Annotated in this window: 19 protein-coding genes; 11 read left to right on the plus strand and 8 right to left on the minus strand. The window is 59.4% G+C overall.

What is annotated here, in order from left to right:
- The first annotated feature begins 56 nt into the window (after nt 1-56).
- Nucleotides 57-650 (plus strand): Maf family protein, encoded by a 594-nt coding sequence (locus NW826_RS12290; protein WP_414336004.1) that lies wholly within the window; start codon nt 57-59, stop codon nt 648-650.
- On the opposite strand, the gene gatB is transcribed toward NW826_RS12290, so the two are convergent.
- From gatB to NW826_RS12305, 3 genes are read right to left on the minus strand one after another with little or no spacing between them, the layout of a single operon-like run.
- Nucleotides 647-2,119 carry an Asp-tRNA(Asn)/Glu-tRNA(Gln) amidotransferase subunit GatB gene (gene gatB / locus NW826_RS12295; protein WP_414510265.1) on the minus strand — a complete coding sequence of 491 codons (1,473 nt, stop codon included), beginning with the start codon at nt 2,117-2,119 and terminating at the stop codon, nt 647-649. The genes NW826_RS12290 and gatB overlap by 4 nt on opposite strands.
- Nucleotides 2,120-2,176: 57 nt before the next feature.
- Complete coding sequence (locus NW826_RS12300) at nt 2,177-2,461, minus strand: acylphosphatase (RefSeq protein ID WP_414336007.1); 285 nt, start codon at nt 2,459-2,461, stop codon at nt 2,177-2,179.
- Nucleotides 2,458-2,649, minus strand: a complete 192-nt coding sequence (locus tag NW826_RS12305; protein WP_414336008.1) for a hypothetical protein — start codon at nt 2,647-2,649, stop codon at nt 2,458-2,460. Before NW826_RS12305 ends, NW826_RS12300 begins: the two co-directional genes overlap by 4 nt.
- A gap of 361 nt (nt 2,650-3,010) precedes the next feature.
- Between NW826_RS12305 and NW826_RS12310 the strand changes: the two genes are divergently transcribed.
- The 6 genes from NW826_RS12310 (at nt 3,011) to NW826_RS12335 (ending at nt 7,324) form a co-directional block, all read left to right on the plus strand.
- On the plus strand, nt 3,011-4,018 hold the full coding sequence (locus NW826_RS12310; protein ID WP_414336147.1) for a COX15/CtaA family protein: 1,008 nt from the start codon (nt 3,011-3,013) through the stop codon (nt 4,016-4,018).
- Nucleotides 4,019-4,023: 5 nt separating this feature from the next.
- Nucleotides 4,024-5,034 carry a heme o synthase gene (locus tag NW826_RS12315; RefSeq protein ID WP_414369173.1) on the plus strand — a complete coding sequence of 337 codons (1,011 nt, stop codon included), beginning with the start codon at nt 4,024-4,026 and terminating at the stop codon, nt 5,032-5,034.
- 116 nt (nt 5,035-5,150) lie between these two features.
- Nucleotides 5,151-5,408 carry a hypothetical protein gene (locus tag NW826_RS12320; RefSeq protein ID WP_414348278.1) on the plus strand — a complete coding sequence of 86 codons (258 nt, stop codon included), beginning with the start codon at nt 5,151-5,153 and terminating at the stop codon, nt 5,406-5,408.
- A gap of 243 nt (nt 5,409-5,651) precedes the next feature.
- On the plus strand, nt 5,652-5,789 hold the full coding sequence (locus NW826_RS12325; RefSeq protein WP_414334446.1) for a hypothetical protein: 138 nt from the start codon (nt 5,652-5,654) through the stop codon (nt 5,787-5,789).
- A gap of 86 nt (nt 5,790-5,875) precedes the next feature.
- On the plus strand, nt 5,876-6,961 hold the full coding sequence (gene mutY / locus NW826_RS12330; RefSeq protein ID WP_414334444.1) for an A/G-specific adenine glycosylase: 1,086 nt from the start codon (nt 5,876-5,878) through the stop codon (nt 6,959-6,961).
- A gap of 87 nt (nt 6,962-7,048) precedes the next feature.
- A complete protein-coding gene (locus tag NW826_RS12335; RefSeq protein WP_414334442.1) occupies nt 7,049-7,324 on the plus strand; it encodes a hypothetical protein in 276 nt (91 codons plus the stop codon).
- 46 nt (nt 7,325-7,370) lie between these two features.
- Here NW826_RS12335 and NW826_RS12340 read toward each other — a convergent pair whose 3' ends face one another.
- On the minus strand, nt 7,371-7,703 hold the full coding sequence (locus NW826_RS12340) for a hypothetical protein (RefSeq protein WP_414334441.1): 333 nt from the start codon (nt 7,701-7,703) through the stop codon (nt 7,371-7,373).
- Nucleotides 7,704-7,797: 94 nt separating this feature from the next.
- Here NW826_RS12340 and rnc point away from each other — a divergent pair, with 94 nt between their 5' ends.
- Nucleotides 7,798-8,520 carry a ribonuclease III gene (gene rnc / locus NW826_RS12345; protein ID WP_414334440.1) on the plus strand — a complete coding sequence of 241 codons (723 nt, stop codon included), beginning with the start codon at nt 7,798-7,800 and terminating at the stop codon, nt 8,518-8,520.
- Entirely contained in the window at nt 8,517-8,744 is a 228-nt protein-coding gene (locus tag NW826_RS12350) for a hypothetical protein (protein WP_414510266.1), read from the plus strand. Before rnc ends, NW826_RS12350 begins: the two co-directional genes overlap by 4 nt.
- Nucleotides 8,745-8,804: 60 nt before the next feature.
- On the opposite strand, the gene NW826_RS12355 is transcribed toward NW826_RS12350, so the two are convergent.
- Together NW826_RS12355 and NW826_RS12360 are read right to left on the minus strand one after the other, a co-directional pair.
- Nucleotides 8,805-9,698, minus strand: coding sequence for a hypothetical protein (locus tag NW826_RS12355; RefSeq protein WP_414368457.1), 894 nt, complete (start codon nt 9,696-9,698; stop codon nt 8,805-8,807).
- Nucleotides 9,699-9,816: 118 nt separating this feature from the next.
- Complete coding sequence (locus NW826_RS12360) at nt 9,817-10,881, minus strand: OmpA family protein (RefSeq protein ID WP_414337053.1); 1,065 nt, start codon at nt 10,879-10,881, stop codon at nt 9,817-9,819.
- Between the two features lie 176 nt (nt 10,882-11,057).
- Between NW826_RS12360 and NW826_RS12365 the strand changes: the two genes are divergently transcribed.
- Together NW826_RS12365 and NW826_RS12370 are read left to right on the plus strand one after the other, a co-directional pair.
- The gene (locus NW826_RS12365) at nt 11,058-11,741 is read left to right on the plus strand and encodes a hypothetical protein (RefSeq protein WP_414337052.1); all 684 of its coding nucleotides are present in this window, start codon (nt 11,058-11,060) and stop codon (nt 11,739-11,741) included.
- A gap of 88 nt (nt 11,742-11,829) precedes the next feature.
- Nucleotides 11,830-12,075, plus strand: a complete 246-nt coding sequence (locus NW826_RS12370) for a hypothetical protein (protein ID WP_414334435.1) — start codon at nt 11,830-11,832, stop codon at nt 12,073-12,075.
- Between the two features lie 23 nt (nt 12,076-12,098).
- Here the strand turns inward: NW826_RS12370 and NW826_RS12375 are convergent, their stop codons facing one another.
- Nucleotides 12,099-12,305 (minus strand): hypothetical protein, encoded by a 207-nt coding sequence (locus NW826_RS12375; protein ID WP_414334434.1) that lies wholly within the window; start codon nt 12,303-12,305, stop codon nt 12,099-12,101.
- 230 nt (nt 12,306-12,535) lie between these two features.
- On the minus strand, nt 12,536-13,936 hold the full coding sequence (locus tag NW826_RS12380) for a 1-acyl-sn-glycerol-3-phosphate acyltransferase (protein ID WP_414510267.1): 1,401 nt from the start codon (nt 13,934-13,936) through the stop codon (nt 12,536-12,538).
- Nucleotides 13,937-13,996 lie beyond the last annotated feature (60 nt).

The raw sequence follows: 13,996 nt of genomic DNA on the forward strand, positions 1-13,996 counted from the left end.
AAGTGGAGCGAACTTCGCTCCTGCAAACGTCTAGGCTTGAGTTGAGTATTGAATCGATGTTGCCTCCCATTGTCCTGGCTTCGCAATCTCCTGCCCGCCGCCAATTGTTAGAAGCTGCCCGGATCCCTTTTCGCGTTCAACCCAGCTATTTTGACGAAAGCCAAATCCAAAGCTCGGATCCGGTGGAGCTGGTGCAGAAGCTGGCCTCGGCCAAAGCCGAAGTGGTGGCGGCCCAACAACGGCAGCCCGTCTTGGTTATCGGGGCCGACTCGGTGCTCTACCTAGGTGGCGAGATCCTGGGCAAGCCGGCCAATGCTCTGGAAGCGGAACGGCGCCTGCGGCAAATGCGGGGCGAAGTGGGAGAGCTCTACACGGGCCATGCCTTGATTGATACGAGGCAGAGCCGCCGCCTCGTCCACTATGCGGTCACACGGGTGTTTTTTGCCAAGCCCAGCGACGAGGAGATCCGCGCCTACGTGGCCACTGGCGAGCCGCTCAATTGTGCTGGCTGCTTTGCCATCGACGGTCGGGGCAGCCTGTTCGTGGAGCGGATCGAGGGGTGTCCTGGCAACGTCATTGGGCTGAGTTTGCCCCTGCTGCGGCGCATGATCCAGGAGCTGGGCTATTCCCTCACCGAGGCCTGGAGTTAGCTGTCCAGGTGCTGCCGGAGCAGCTCGTTGGCCAACTTGGGATCCGCCCGCCCCTCGGTTTTTTTCATCAATTGCCCGACAAAGTAGCCGAAGAGCTTGGTTTTGCCCCCCCGATACTGCTCAAGTTGCTCGGGGTTTTCCGCCAGCACCTCGGCGATCATCTGCTCCAAGAGGCTGCCATCGGAGATTTGGGTCAGGCCCTTGGCCTCCACCAGGGCGCGGGCCGAACCGCCTTTTTCCAGCAGCTCCGGCAGGATCTCCTTGGCAATTTTGCTGGAAATGACGCCCTGCTCGATGAGGCCGATTAGCTCGGCCAGGGTTTCCGGCTTCAGGGCGATGTCCGGGTAGTCCAGCTTGTGGGTGTTGAGGTAGCTGGCGATGTCGCTCATCATCCAGTTGGCGGCTGCCTTCGGGTCGGCGCCAGCGGCAACCACGGCCTCAAAGTACTCGGCGGTGTTGCGTTCGTCGCTGAGGTAGCGGGAGTCGTACACCGAAAGTCCGTACACCTCTTGGTAGCGCCGCCGCTTCACGCCGGGCAATTCCGGCAGCTCCGCCTGCCAGCGGGCTTTTTGCGCTTCGGTGACGCGGATGGGCGGCAGATCCGGCTCGGGGAAATAGCGGTAGTCGCTGGATCCTTCTTTCTTGCGCATGCTGATGGTGCGCTGGCTGTTTTCTTCCCAGAGGCGGGTTTCCTGCACGATGGGCTCGCCTGCTTCCACGGCTTTGACTTGGCGGTTGAACTCGTACTCGATGGCCCGCTGGATGGCGTTGAAGGAGTTCATGTTTTTGATTTCCACCTTCGTGCCGAAGGTCTGGCTCCCCAGCGGGCGCACCGAGATGTTGACGTCGCAGCGCAGGGATCCCTCCTGCAGGTTGCCGTCGCACAGCCCGGCGTAGCGCAGGATGCGGCGCAGCTCCTGCACATACTCGGCTGCTTCTTCCCCGGTGCGGATATCCGGCTCGCTGACGATCTCGATGAGGGGAACTCCCGCCCGGTTGAAATCCACCAGGGAATAGCTGGATCCTGAGAGCCGATCGCTGCCAGCGTGCACCAATTTGCCCGCGTCTTCTTCCATGTGCAGACGGGTGATGCCGATGCGCTTGCTGCGGCCATCGCTGAGCTGGATCTCGACCCAGCCCTGGGTGGCAATGGGCAGGTCGTACTGGGAAATTTGGTAGTTTTTGGGCAGGTCGGGGTAGAAGTACTGCTTGCGGTCGAACTTGCTGTAGGGGGCGATGGTGCAATTGAGGGCCAAGCCGGCCTTGACCGCGTATTCCAGCACCTTCTCGTTGAGTACCGGCAGCGTGCCGGGCAGGCCCATGCAGATGGGATCAATTTGGGTGTTGGGGGGAGCGCCAAAGGCGGTCGCGCTGCTGGAGAAGATCTTGGAGCGGGTGCTGAGCTGGCAGTGCACCTCCAACCCAATCACAGCTTCGTATTCCACTTTGGCAGGGGCAGCAACCGTCATAGCTTCGGAAAGAGAATGCTGTTTCCCCATTCTAGTGGGATGTCGCCGGTTTCCCTCTCAAACGGTGGGACGGATCTCGAAGGTGGAGAGGCCCTTGGGCAGCTCGCAACGCTGTTCAACGGCCTCCACCTGCGAGCCGGGGCTGCCTTGCTGGCACCAGCGCAGCATTGCCTCCACCGCCGCCGGGGATCCCTCAAAAACGGCCTCCACGCGCCCATCCCGCAAGTTGCGCACCCAGCCGCCAACACCGGCGTTGCGGGCCATCGCTTCGGTGTAGGCGCGAAACCCCACCCCCTGCACTCGCCCGCGTACCCAAACGTGAACGCGAACCCTGTCGCTCATGTTGATGCCGATCCCTCTGAGGTACTGCCAGGTTCTGGGGCCGAGGTCGGCTCGGCTGGCTGGGCGGCAGCCTTCTCCGCCTGCTGCTCCAGGCGCTGCCAAAGAAAGTTAATGAGGGCAACCAGCGTCAGGATCCCCAACGAGATCCCGCCGGCGTACCCAATGGCTTGCCACAGCACAGAGGACATGAGCTTAACCTCACGAATGCCGGTGCGGAGGAACCCAACCTTTCTGCACCTTAGCAGAGGTCTTGGCCGACCAGGCGACCTATGGGCACGTTTGACAAACCCTCTGGAAAACCGTTCCGGCACAGAGATTTGACGGCAGGGGCAAAAGACTGGGTTGGCCTGAAATACGTGCGCGCCCAGAAAGAAATTCTTAAAAAGCCTTCGCCAGCCGCAAAACCGCATTTAAGATTCGTGACTAGGGTTGGATGCCGGGTAACTTGCATTCTTGTTGAGACCGAACCGGCCAGGCTTTGTCGGCTCGACCCATCCCTGCCGTACAGCCTGCTTGAACTGTTGGCTTGATCTTCTGCCTTCAACTGCGATGGATTCTTCGATCTCTCAATTCCAGCCTTCTTCCCGGCGGGATCCCGTGCCTTCTGACAGGCTTTCCCTGCGCATGGGGCAAGCTCTGCTGGGGCTGGCAGTGGCCACTTGGCTGTTGATGGGGCTGGGCAGTGCCACCCGAGTCATGAACGCTGGGCTGTCTTGTCCGGATTGGCCCCTTTGCTATGGGGAGCTTGTGCCTGTTCAGCAGATGAACCTACAAGTCTTTTTGGAATGGTTTCACCGCATGGTGGCTTCTGCGATAGGCTTGGCTACCCTGGTTCTGATGGGGTTTGCCTGGCTGAAGCGCCGGGCATTGCCTACTTGGCTGCCCTGGGGCTTGAGCTGGGCTTTTGTTCTGGTCTTGGTGCAAGGGATCCTGGGTGGGCTGACGGTGACGGAGCTGCTGCGCTTTGACATTGTAACGGCCCACTTGGGCACGGGCCTGCTGTTCTTTGCCACGCTGCTCACCCTGGGATTGCTGGCCTTGACAAGATCCGGTTCTGAGGGCTCTGTCCTGCGGGGGCAGCCAGGTGAAGGGCCATTTTCTATCGGCTACCTGCCTTGGCTGGGCTTGGGGGCGGTGCTGCTGATCTATGTTCAGAGCCTTCTTGGCGCCCTGGTGGCTTCTCAATGGGCTTTGCACCAGTGCTTTGCTGCTGGCGAGCTGTGCGGGGTGATGAACAGCCACTTGCTGGGCGTGGCTCCGGCTACCCTTGGGGTGTTGGCAGTGGCGGTGGCCACCGGGCTAAGGCGCAAGCGGATCCCGCGGCTCCTCAAGTTCTTGGGTCACGGGTCTGTCGGCCTGCTGTTGGCCCAGGTGGGGATCGGCATCTTGACCTATCGCTACCGGCTGCAGGTGGAGCCGCTGACGGTGGCCCATCAGATGATCGGTGCAGCTTTGCTGGCCTGTTTGCTGAGCTTTACGGTTCTGGCCTGGCAAATGCGAACTCAGCGGGAAGAAGCCCGGTGGATGGCCATGACCGCAGAAATGACCGGTGAGTGATTTCCATGCAGGATGTTTTCCAAGACCGTTACCGAGCCGCACCGACACGGATCCCTTCCCAAGTCTGCCATCACCGAACGGTATCCCAGGTTTTGCGCAGCTATAGCCAGTTGGTGAAGCCGAAGATCATCGCCCTCTTGCTGATGACCACGGCCGGCGCGATGTGGATGGCGGGCAACAGCGATCCCCTGAAGTTTGGCGTCACCCTCGTGGGGGGCGGGATGGCAGCGGCAGCGGCCAACGTCATCAACATGGTGTATGACGCCGATATCGATCGCATGATGGAGCGAACTCGCCATCGCCCTTTGCCTTCCGGTCGCATTCAGGCGCGACATGCTCTCCTGTTTGCCGGGATCCTAGCCGTGACTTCCTTTGGTTTGCTGGCCTATTTCACCAACCTGCTGGCCGCCGGTTTGGCCATGTTGGGGATCCTGGTGTACGTGGGAGTCTACACCCACTGGCTAAAGCGTTCCAGCACCCAGAACATCGTCATCGGGGGAGCGGCAGGAGCGATCCCGCCCTTGGTGGGCTGGGCGGCGGCCACGGGCGAGCTGAGCTGGGCTGCTTGGGTGATGTTTGCCATCATCTTTTTGTGGACCCCGCCCCACTTTTGGGCTTTGGCCATTCTGAAGCGGGAAGACTACGCCCGCGCCGGCGTGCCGATGCTGCCGGTGGTGGCCGGAGAAAGGTTGACTGCCGCCCAGATTCTCCTCTACGCGCTGCTGATACTTCCGGTCAGCTTGTTGCTGGTTTACCCCTTGCGGGTGCTGGGATCCTTTTACTTGAGTGTGGCGGCGCTGCTGGGATCCCTCTTGGTTTGGAAGGCGGTGCAGTTGCTGCAGGATCCCCACAATCGGGAGCGGGCGGCCTCCCTTTTCACCTTCGCCAACCTCTATTTGCTGCTGCTGTGTGGGGCTATGGGTCTGGACAGGTGGGCGCCGACCCACACCCTCTGGCATCAAGCCCTCGCCTCGCTGCAGGGGATCTACACCACGTTGCTGGCGCTGACTGGCTAGCTTGTAAGGCTGGATCCCTGGGTTGACAACTCACGTTGGCCAGCCAGTTCTTCCGGATTACAGCCCGCTCTGATCCAAAGTTACGATCGGTTAGCCACCGCTAGACGGATCCGGCTATGACGAATGAAGAGATCGAGACGCGGTTTGTCCAGTTGGCCGAAGCTGTAACCAGAGTGGCCGACACAGTTGCCAAGGTTACCGATGCCCAGCTTGCCTTGCAAACCCTCTCAGGGCGTCTTGCCGAAGTTGTCTTGGAACTGAGGCAGGAGCTGAGAGAACTGAGGCAGCGTCAGGCTGAATCGGATCAACGTTTTGAGGTTCTCCTTGAAGAAATCCGCTTCTTGATCCGCAACCAGGGAGGGGAGCGACCGTAGGCCAGCTTCCCCACTGAGGCTTTCTTCCGAGGCAGGGATCGCCCGCTCAAGGCTGTGTGAGGTGGGTCGGGAAGGGGAAAAAGGCGGGGGATTCTTGAAGTTTGCTCCCGATTTGAAATAACCCTGATTTTGCGAGCCGATCGGATCCCAGACAGATTGGCTATTCTGGAGATAGAGCTGGCAGACCAGGATCCCGATCGACATCCATAACAACCCGAACGCCAAAGCTGGTGGGAGGCGCAGATGGCTGACTACAATCGCGGCATCATGAAGTTCAAGGGGGCAGACAGCCCAATTGTTGTTTTGATCTCGGCAGGAATTGTGGCCGGGGTGGTCTCGGCCTTGATCTGGTGGGCTCTGCACTTTGCTTACGTGGCTTGAGATCTCAGCTTATTCCGCAAGCCAAGGGCAGTCTTTCCTGCACTGTCAGCCTTCCAGACGAGGTAGAAGGTTGGGATGAGGCTGTCGTGCAGCGCTTGCGGCAGTCTCTGCAGCACTGGTACCGCGACCACGGGCGGGATCTGCCTTGGCGTCGCAGTCGGGATCCCTATGCCATTTGGGTTGCGGAGGTGATGTTGCAGCAGACCCAGGTGGCGACGGTCATCCCCTACTTTCAGCGCTGGATGCAGGCCTTGCCCAAGATCCCGGACTTGGCGGCAGCCCCCCAGCAGCAGGTGTTGAAGCTATGGGAGGGCCTGGGCTATTACCGCCGGGCGCTGAACTTGCACAAAGCCGCCCAAATGTTGGTGCAGGAAGGCAACGGCGAGTTTCCCAGGGATCTGGAGCAGGTGCTGGCGCTGCCGGGGATCGGGCGCACCACGGCTGGCGGCATTCTCAGCGCTGCCTTCGATCAGCCTTTGCCGATTTTGGATGGCAACGTCAAGCGGGTGTTGGCTCGCTTGCTGGCTTTGCAGCAGCCTCCGGCCCGGTGTCTGCCTCTGTTGTGGCAGCTTTCTGAGCAATTGTTGGATCCCGTGCAGCCGCGGACTTTTAACCAGGCCCTGATGGATTTGGGAGCGACTGTCTGTCGTCCCCGAAAGCCTCGCTGCGGCCAATGCCCTTGGCAAGGAGATTGCGCCGCCTACAATCGAGGTCAACACCAGCAATTGCCTATGTCTGCACCCCGTACCCCTCGTCCTCACAAGCAAATTGCCGTTGCCATTGTTCTGCGGGGAACAGAAATCCTCATCGATCGACGGCTGGAAAGCTCCATGCTCAGCGGGCTGTGGGAGTTTCCCGGAGGAAAAATTGAGCCGGGAGAAACGGCTGCCGAGTGTGTAGTCCGAGAAGTGAAAGAAGAAATCGGTATCGATATCGAGGTGGTGGCGCCCTTAGCCACCATCGAACATGCCTACACCCATTTCACCATTACTTTGATCGCTTTTATCTGTCGCTACTTAGGCGGAGAAGCCCAAGCTCTGCAATGCAGCGAGGTGCGCTGGGTCAGCCCGGCGGATCTGTCGGCATTTCCCTTCCCGGGGGCCAATCAAAAGTTGTTTCCTCACTTGTACGCTTGGTTGGCCGAGCGGGGCAACTCATGGGAACACACCTAATCCGCCAAATGGCTTAGACCCTTCTGGAACCCCTGCCCCAAGACATTCGATAGGATAGTAGGTGTCCCGCTGCGGTGAGCTACGGATATGCTGGTTACTCTGGAAAAAGCTGGGGAAATTCTGGCCAAGGGATCCCATACCGCTATCCCGACCACAGATGGCAAGATCGCGCTGGTGCCCAAGGGAAAAGAAAACCTCAAACTAACGGCCAACGAAGCCATCAACCTCATGTTTTATGTCGTCCGCTCTGCTGAGCCCGCAGAGACGGTGATGGCCCAACTGGAGGAGGCAGTCTCCAAAGCCAAAGCCCCTGATCCCTTCGAAGAACGGGCCAGAAAATATCGAGAAATTCGTGGCACTTGAAGGGGCAGATCCCTCTGCCAGCTTGAGAGGTACTCCCCAAAGAAGGTTAGAAGCAGGAAGAGCTGAGGGCAACCAACTTTCCATCGCTGGTCCACCCCAGCAGCATCGGTTCCTGCGGTTGAATAGCCTGGCCAGTGAGAGCACAGCATTGGGCTTGATGGGCTGTGGCCGGGAAGCTGGCCCGAATATCCTCAGGGCTAAGGGTGGCAGCTCCCTGAGAATGACGCAGGACATAACTCCAAAGAATTTCCCGTATTAGAGCCTGGTAGCCCTGATTTCCGGCCAGCGCCTTCAGTCGCTGCTTCAGCTCACGCTCTAGCCGAATGCTGGTTACCTCCATCTGGGTCGTGGCAGTGGGAGAATTGGCACGGATGGGCATGTAGGGATCCTCCCTCGCAAGGTCTATACTACTTTTGTAGTATAGCCAGCTTTCTGCCTGAGCAGAATGACCCCGGTCAAAAGGGTTGTGGGCCATGGTTGAGTTGATCCCGTCCCGTCGCCGTGCCTTGGAGCACCTACTGGCTCGTCTTGGATTTAGGGATCCTGCTGTGTTGGCACAACTGCGCTGGGATCTGCTGGATCAGGCTCTGATCCACCCTTCTCTGGACAGCCGGCGGAACAACGATCGGCTGGAGTTATTGGGGGATTCTGTCCTGCGGATTCTGGCCACAGAATTCTTGTTTCAGTCCTATCCCCACTTGTCGGTGGGAGAGCTAACCGCAATTCGCTCCGACTTGATCAGCGATGCTCACCTGGCGGAACTGGCAGACCTGCACGGCCTAGATCGTTACCTGGAGGTGGGATCCAGCTCCCAAAACGACCTGGTCGGACGGGGTCGGCGGCTGGCGGATGCCTTCGAGGCTTTGCTGGGGGCTTTTTATCTCAGTTGGGGTATTTACACACTGCCCAGGCTGCATCCCTGGCTGGATCCCTATTTGCGCCGGCGAGTGGAGCAATGGTTTCAAGACCCCACTCGACGCAACCCCAAAGCAGCCTTACAAGAACTCACCCAACGCCTTTGGGGCAGTCTGCCGGAGTATCGCCTGGTGGTCGCCCAGGAGCATCCGCCTCAGTTCACCATGGAAGTCTGGGGGCAAGGACGGTGCTGGGGCCGCGGTGAAGGTCGCTCAAAAAAAGCTGCAGAAATGGCTGCCGCTGCCCAGGCCTACGGGCGCTTGCAGTCGGAGGAGACATGAGAGGCAATCACCCCTACGAGCTGGCCAGTTGGTTGTTTTTGCTGGGGAGCAGCCTGTTTGCGCTGGGCGAGGTGATAAACCTGGGCAGTGACCCATCTCTGTGGGATCCAGCAGCTCCAACCCTTCTCAACCCAAAGGGTGTCCAAGCCCTGCTTGGGATAGGCGCCAGTCTCCTGTTCGTCGTAGGCAGTGCTCTGTTTGTCCTCGATGCTCGTCGCCGTTGAAAGTGAGCAATCAAACAAGAGGCTTGGCTTGCTAGTGAGGACTTCGGCCAGCTACAGGAGCTACCGCAACAGTTCCATCCGCACTGCTTCTACATATTCCAGCAACTCTGGGGATCCCGTGCCTGCAGCCTGCCACAGTGTCAAAGCACGGCCCAGATCGGCAGCGGCACCGGCCCTATCCTCTCCCTGATAGGCGCGCGCCATGCCGCGGTGGTAGTAGCCCTCGGCTTGCTGCGGCTGCACCTCGATAGCTCGGCTGAAATCCTGAACGGCCAAGTTGAAGTCGCAAATGCTGGCCCACATCAGGCCGCGATGGACATAGGCATCGAAAAGATCGGCAGGGCTTTGGTTTTGCTCGGCCAGTTCAATAGCCAGGTGCGACACATCAAACGCCGATTCCAGATGTCCTTGTTCCGCCCAGATGCGAGAGCGCAACAAGTGGAGTTGGGGGTTGCGATAGGCAATGCGATCCAGGGGGGACAACGTTGCCAAAGCCTGCTCCAGCTCCCCAAAATACTCGTGTTGAATCCTGGCCTTGAGCAAGTAAGCTTCAGACAAATAGGGATCCAAAGCAATGGCAATGTCCAGATCCCGCAGCGCCAAGCTCAGCAGGTGGTCAACAGCAGTCGCCTGGTCTGGCTCGGCCAAGGCCAAGGGAGCGCCCTGCAACCGATCCCAGAAGTACCGAGCCCGCTGCAGATAGAGCTGCGCGTTCCCCGGCTCCTGTTCAATCGATTGGGTTAGCCACGCCAGCTCATGGCGAACATCCACCTGGGCAGAGAATAGAGAGAGAGATGACGGCAGAGAGAGCTCCCCAGCTTCCAGAGACACTTCAGTGGCAGAACCCCACTCTTGACGAGACGAGACCAACCAGCCACATTCGCCGCCCAAACACAGCCAAGACAGCAAACCCAGAAGCGCCGATCCGGAGAACAAAAGACTGGGCCTCAGCATGGATCCCACCCCACGAACTAGCTTGAAGTAAAGAGTTGCCTCTAAGCTAGTTCGCCACAGCCGCAGTGTCCAGACTTTCAACAATGCCTGTCCTGCCCCAACCCTCGGCAACTCCCCCCTAGGGGAGCCTGCCGCCGGCCAGATCCACCAACTCCACGCGACGATTCTTTGCCCGGCCCTCGTCAGTGGCGTTGCTGGCAACAGGAGCGGAGAATCCCACACCAACCGGATAGAGTCGGCGCTGCTCAATGCCAAGCTGAACCAAGCGGTTGACCACAGCTTCGGCCCGACGCCGCGAGAGGCCAAGATTGTAGTCGAAGCTGCCGGTTGCATCGGTATGGCCGACCACGAGGATGCTGAGGTCGGCGCGCTCGCGCATCAGCTTGGCGATCTCGGCAAGGGTGGGCTCGGCAGCCGCTTCGATTTGATCCGAGTCATAGGCAAAGAGAATGCCGTAGAGAGCGATCCGGCCATCGCGGCTGATGGCTTGATCCAGCTCGCTGCTGGTCACCAGTTCCAGGCGCTGCTGGCGAGTCTTGACATCGATGACATCCACCCGCCCCAGGGTAATCCCGGTCGGGATCCGTCCACTGCCGCGCGTGACCTCCCAGTCATCGGTATTGACCACAAAGTAGGCGCTTACGAATCGCTCATCGCCTTCGGGCGACTTGCCACGTGCGGCTAAATAGGCAGCAGTGTTTTCTCTCGCGTTCTGGAACGGCCACTGCGCCCGTTCTTCCGGCGTGCCGTAGGTGCCCTTCATATCGAGGATCTCGTGGGCAATCTGGTTGTTGTAGCCGAGGGTCTCGATCTCCTCCCCTAAGCCGGAGAAGAGGATCTCAAAACCAGACTCTTTCAGTTCGGTTTCGTAGTTGCGCAGCGCCTCTAGGGGGGCAACCCGCTCCGGCAATCGGTAATAGGTTGTGATGCGGCGCCCCTCAACAGTTTGAGACCGATACGGCTGCACAGCTCCCATCGCGCCACTGAAGACGATTTTCTCAAGGGCAAACTTGAGGCGGTCGTAGTCGGCCCGCGATTGAAACACAATGCTGGAGCCGGCAAAGCGCTTGAGCCCCGGCGGATCCGCCGTTCCTGGCAGATCGGCCCGGGCTGGCCCCGCATTGACAAGCAGCGCTGTTAGCAGAGCGAAGGCAAAAGGTTGTAAACCTACGCGAAAAGACATAGCCACTCCCTGGTTTTTCCAAAGTCGTTACGGGGCCATTGCCTAGAAGTTTAGCTTGAAAATGCAAAGAGATTAAATACGAACTTTAATGTTTATGTGCTAGTTGCGAATAAGCCTTTACAAACGGGTTGTTGCACCTGAGCCGGAGTTAGATTTTCTACAGGAGGGAAGCGACCATGAGACAAGACTACACCCACATTGCCGTTATCCTGGATCGCACCGGCTCGATGGAGGCGATCCGCGACGATACGATTGGCGGATTCAACGCTTTTCTTCAGCAGCAGAAGTCAGAGCCGGGGTTTGCCACCCTCACTTTGGTTCAGTTTGACTCGCAGGATCCCTATGAGGTCATCCACTATTTCAAGCCCATCGCCGAAGTTCCCGAGCTAACCCGCGAGACCTATGTGCCCCGGGCCTCTACTCCCTTGCTGGATGCCATAGGTCGCGGCATCAACGATCTGGAAAGCAGCCTCAGCAAACTCGGCGAAGCAGATCGCCCTGCCAGGGTGCTTATGGTGGTGGTAACCGATGGCCAAGAGAACGCCAGTCGCGAGTTCCGCAAAGAGCAAATTGAAAAGATGATCAAAGAAAAAGAGAAAAACGGCTGGCAGTTTGTCTTCTTGAGCGCCGATCTGGCTGCCATCAAAGATGCCCATGACTTCGGCTTCGCTCCCAGCGCGGCTCTGCTTTACGAGAAGTCCAGCCTGGGCAGCCAAGGAGCGTGGCGCTCCCTTGCGCTGCGCATCTCCGACTACCGCTCAGCTCGTCTTCAGAGGTTGATGTTCTTTGAGGAAGATCGTCAGCATCCTGACGATCCGAACAAGAACCCTGACGAGCCGATCAAGAATAAACAAGAATAAAAAAATCTGGTGGAACTGGCCGAGACCCTAGCCACGCCAGCAGAGCTGAGCCAATGCCCGCTCACTGGGTTTATCCGCGCAGGGAGCAGTGCAAACAGAGGCGCAACGGGAGCTTGGCCAACTGGTTCCCAAAGAATACGTTGCGCTGCTGCGGCTCACCAACGGCCTTCAGATCAACAACGTCCTCTTCAAAAAGGCAGAGGAGCTGGTGTTCGATGGTCGGGATCGCCGTTTTCACATTGCGAATCTGGGATCCCCCAACGAGCGCTTCTCCTCCTTCGATTCCCTGGCGGCGTTGCTGGTCGAGGCTCTCCGCGAGCAGCAGGTGCTCTAGGCGTTCGCTCGGCCTGGATTCCTTCAGCGCCTTCTGGAGCAGCGGCGCAGCAGCCAACTGGCGGCGGCCCGATCGCCCTCGTCCCAGGCCAATCGCTCCACGGCCACCATCACCATCGAGGTAATCACTGCCTCACTGAGATGTCGGGAGCGCAAGTGCTGCACGGCTGAGGTGGCGGCCTCTAGGTCGCGCCTACGAATTGCGCGGAGCAGCTCATCGGACATAGACAAGGCCAACTCGCCTCACTACCTTTCTACCGCAGGAGCCAAAATTTCCCCTTCTTCCTCACCTTCTTGTCAGATAACGCAAAAATTCGTCTGGCTTCCCTAAAACTTCTTAAAGAACATCGGAGAAATTGTTGGAGAAGGAAGCTGTGCACTTCTCAAGAGGGAGCTGGGATCCGTTTTGGCCCAAGGCTTCCCAGTCCGCTCAACCCACCTCAAGTCAACCAGCCGAGAGATCAGCGGGCAGCCATGGCCGCTGGGGAGCGCGGGATCCCGTGCAGCAGCCGCTCCATCTCTGCTTGCAAATCCTGGGTCAGGGCTTGTACGGCTTGCCGGCGGTTGGCCTGGTAGGCGGGCCAGCGCTCCGAAACCGAGAGGGGATCCCCGATGCTGAAACGGGCCAGCCGCGGCCCCAACCTGGGGGGGTCAGCACCGACGGGGTTTTTCCCCTTGATCCAGGCCAAGAGGTTCCACAGCCGCAGGGCGGTTTCGGCCAGTTCCTCCAAACTGGGTTGCTCCGGCAGGGGACGCACAGCAAACACCATCAGGGTCTCCACCAGGCGCATGTGCCAGAGGTGGAAGCCGGCCTCCGAGGCGACGCGATTGGCCAACCCCTTCTCCAAAGCCGAAAGGGCAGCAATGTCGGCAATATCTTCCCGGTAGATCCAAGCCCAGCCTGCCTGTTCGATGCGATGCCGCCGCTCGATCAAGTCTCCCTGGGGCTGCAGGCCAAAGTGCTGCTCGGCCACGCGCAGGGCCAGATCCGATAGGCTTTGCAGACGTGCCAACAGATCCCCTCCCCCTCTCAGCTTAACCCGCGCCGCGTCGGGCAAAGCTGGGGCGTAGAAGCGCTCGTAAAAACGCTCCATCACCTGAATCAGATGTTCGGCCAAGCGGAGCAGGCGGGCCATCAGAAACCCCTTGCCGACATGGGCCGAGCGGGTGGCCGGGAGCTTGCAATCGGCCTCCATGCGGTGGAGCAACCTGTCCAGCACCGGGCTGGGATCCCTCAAGTAGGAGTAACGAAGGCCCACCGGCAAGATCAGCACCTCCTCTGGCCGTCCCGCCTTGTGCAGATCCTCTACCGCCCAAAAACCCATCTGGGCCACTCCCGGCTCCAGCGGGTTGAGCAGCCCACTCATGCCGTTGATCGTTCCTTCGGGAGCGACTGCCAGGGGGTACTGGCCCGACACAAACTGCTCGCGAGAGCTCTTCAGTCCTGCCCGATCCAGACGGCCCCGTAAAATCGGGATCCCGCCCAGCCGGGGCAATCCCCAACGGGCAATCGAGCCCAGCCACAGCGGCAGGCCACGGTCGTAGACAAACAAGACGTGGGGCCGCTGCCGCAGGCGGATCCCCTCTTGCCGGGCCACCCGAGGCAAAAGGTGGGAAAACAGGTACATCAAGCAGGGAGGATCGTCGAGGGTGGGGTGGCGAAAGGCAACCAACAGGCGAATCTTGCCTGCCTCAAATTGCTGATAAAGCTGAGCCAAACGCTCGCCCCCTTCTACCTCAATGCGCGGGATCCCTTTGGCCCATCGCAACCACAAGGGCAAACCCGTTTGGGCAAAACGAACCACCCACGGTGTCAATCGCGGCGGCAGAAATTTGAGAGGAGGTTGAACGGTCTGCTGCATAGGGATCCTCAAATCTAGGGTTGTCGCCATCGGTAAACCCAGGCTTTGGATCCCATCTTA

It is taken from the genome of Synechococcus sp. OH20 (assembly GCF_047502685.1).
In the GTDB taxonomy this organism is placed as follows: Bacteria; Cyanobacteriota; Cyanobacteriia; order Thermostichales; family Thermostichaceae; genus Thermostichus.

What these genes read in the sequence shown, in the direction of transcription:
- NW826_RS12290 (WP_414336004.1), top strand. Translation starts at nt 57, where the DNA reads ATGTTGCCTCCCATTGTCCTGGCTTCGCAATCTCCTGCCCGCCGCCAA.
- gatB (WP_414510265.1), bottom strand. Translation starts at nt 2,119, where the DNA reads ATGACGGTTGCTGCCCCTGCCAAAGTGGAATACGAAGCTGTGATTGGG.
- NW826_RS12300 (WP_414336007.1), bottom strand. Translation starts at nt 2,461, where the DNA reads ATGAGCGACAGGGTTCGCGTTCACGTTTGGGTACGCGGGCGAGTGCAG.
- NW826_RS12305 (WP_414336008.1), bottom strand. Translation starts at nt 2,649, where the DNA reads ATGTCCTCTGTGCTGTGGCAAGCCATTGGGTACGCCGGCGGGATCTCG.
- NW826_RS12310 (WP_414336147.1), top strand. Translation starts at nt 3,011, where the DNA reads ATGGATTCTTCGATCTCTCAATTCCAGCCTTCTTCCCGGCGGGATCCC.
- NW826_RS12315 (WP_414369173.1), top strand. Translation starts at nt 4,024, where the DNA reads ATGCAGGATGTTTTCCAAGACCGTTACCGAGCCGCACCGACACGGATC.
- NW826_RS12320 (WP_414348278.1), top strand. Translation starts at nt 5,151, where the DNA reads ATGACGAATGAAGAGATCGAGACGCGGTTTGTCCAGTTGGCCGAAGCT.
- NW826_RS12325 (WP_414334446.1), top strand. Translation starts at nt 5,652, where the DNA reads ATGGCTGACTACAATCGCGGCATCATGAAGTTCAAGGGGGCAGACAGC.
- NW826_RS12335 (WP_414334442.1), top strand. Translation starts at nt 7,049, where the DNA reads ATGCTGGTTACTCTGGAAAAAGCTGGGGAAATTCTGGCCAAGGGATCC.
- NW826_RS12340 (WP_414334441.1), bottom strand. Translation starts at nt 7,703, where the DNA reads ATGCCCATCCGTGCCAATTCTCCCACTGCCACGACCCAGATGGAGGTA.
- rnc (WP_414334440.1), top strand. Translation starts at nt 7,798, where the DNA reads ATGGTTGAGTTGATCCCGTCCCGTCGCCGTGCCTTGGAGCACCTACTG.
- NW826_RS12350 (WP_414510266.1), top strand. Translation starts at nt 8,517, where the DNA reads ATGAGAGGCAATCACCCCTACGAGCTGGCCAGTTGGTTGTTTTTGCTG.
- NW826_RS12355 (WP_414368457.1), bottom strand. Translation starts at nt 9,698, where the DNA reads ATGCTGAGGCCCAGTCTTTTGTTCTCCGGATCGGCGCTTCTGGGTTTG.
- NW826_RS12360 (WP_414337053.1), bottom strand. Translation starts at nt 10,881, where the DNA reads ATGTCTTTTCGCGTAGGTTTACAACCTTTTGCCTTCGCTCTGCTAACA.
- NW826_RS12365 (WP_414337052.1), top strand. Translation starts at nt 11,058, where the DNA reads ATGAGACAAGACTACACCCACATTGCCGTTATCCTGGATCGCACCGGC.
- NW826_RS12380 (WP_414510267.1), bottom strand. Translation starts at nt 13,936, where the DNA reads ATGCAGCAGACCGTTCAACCTCCTCTCAAATTTCTGCCGCCGCGATTG.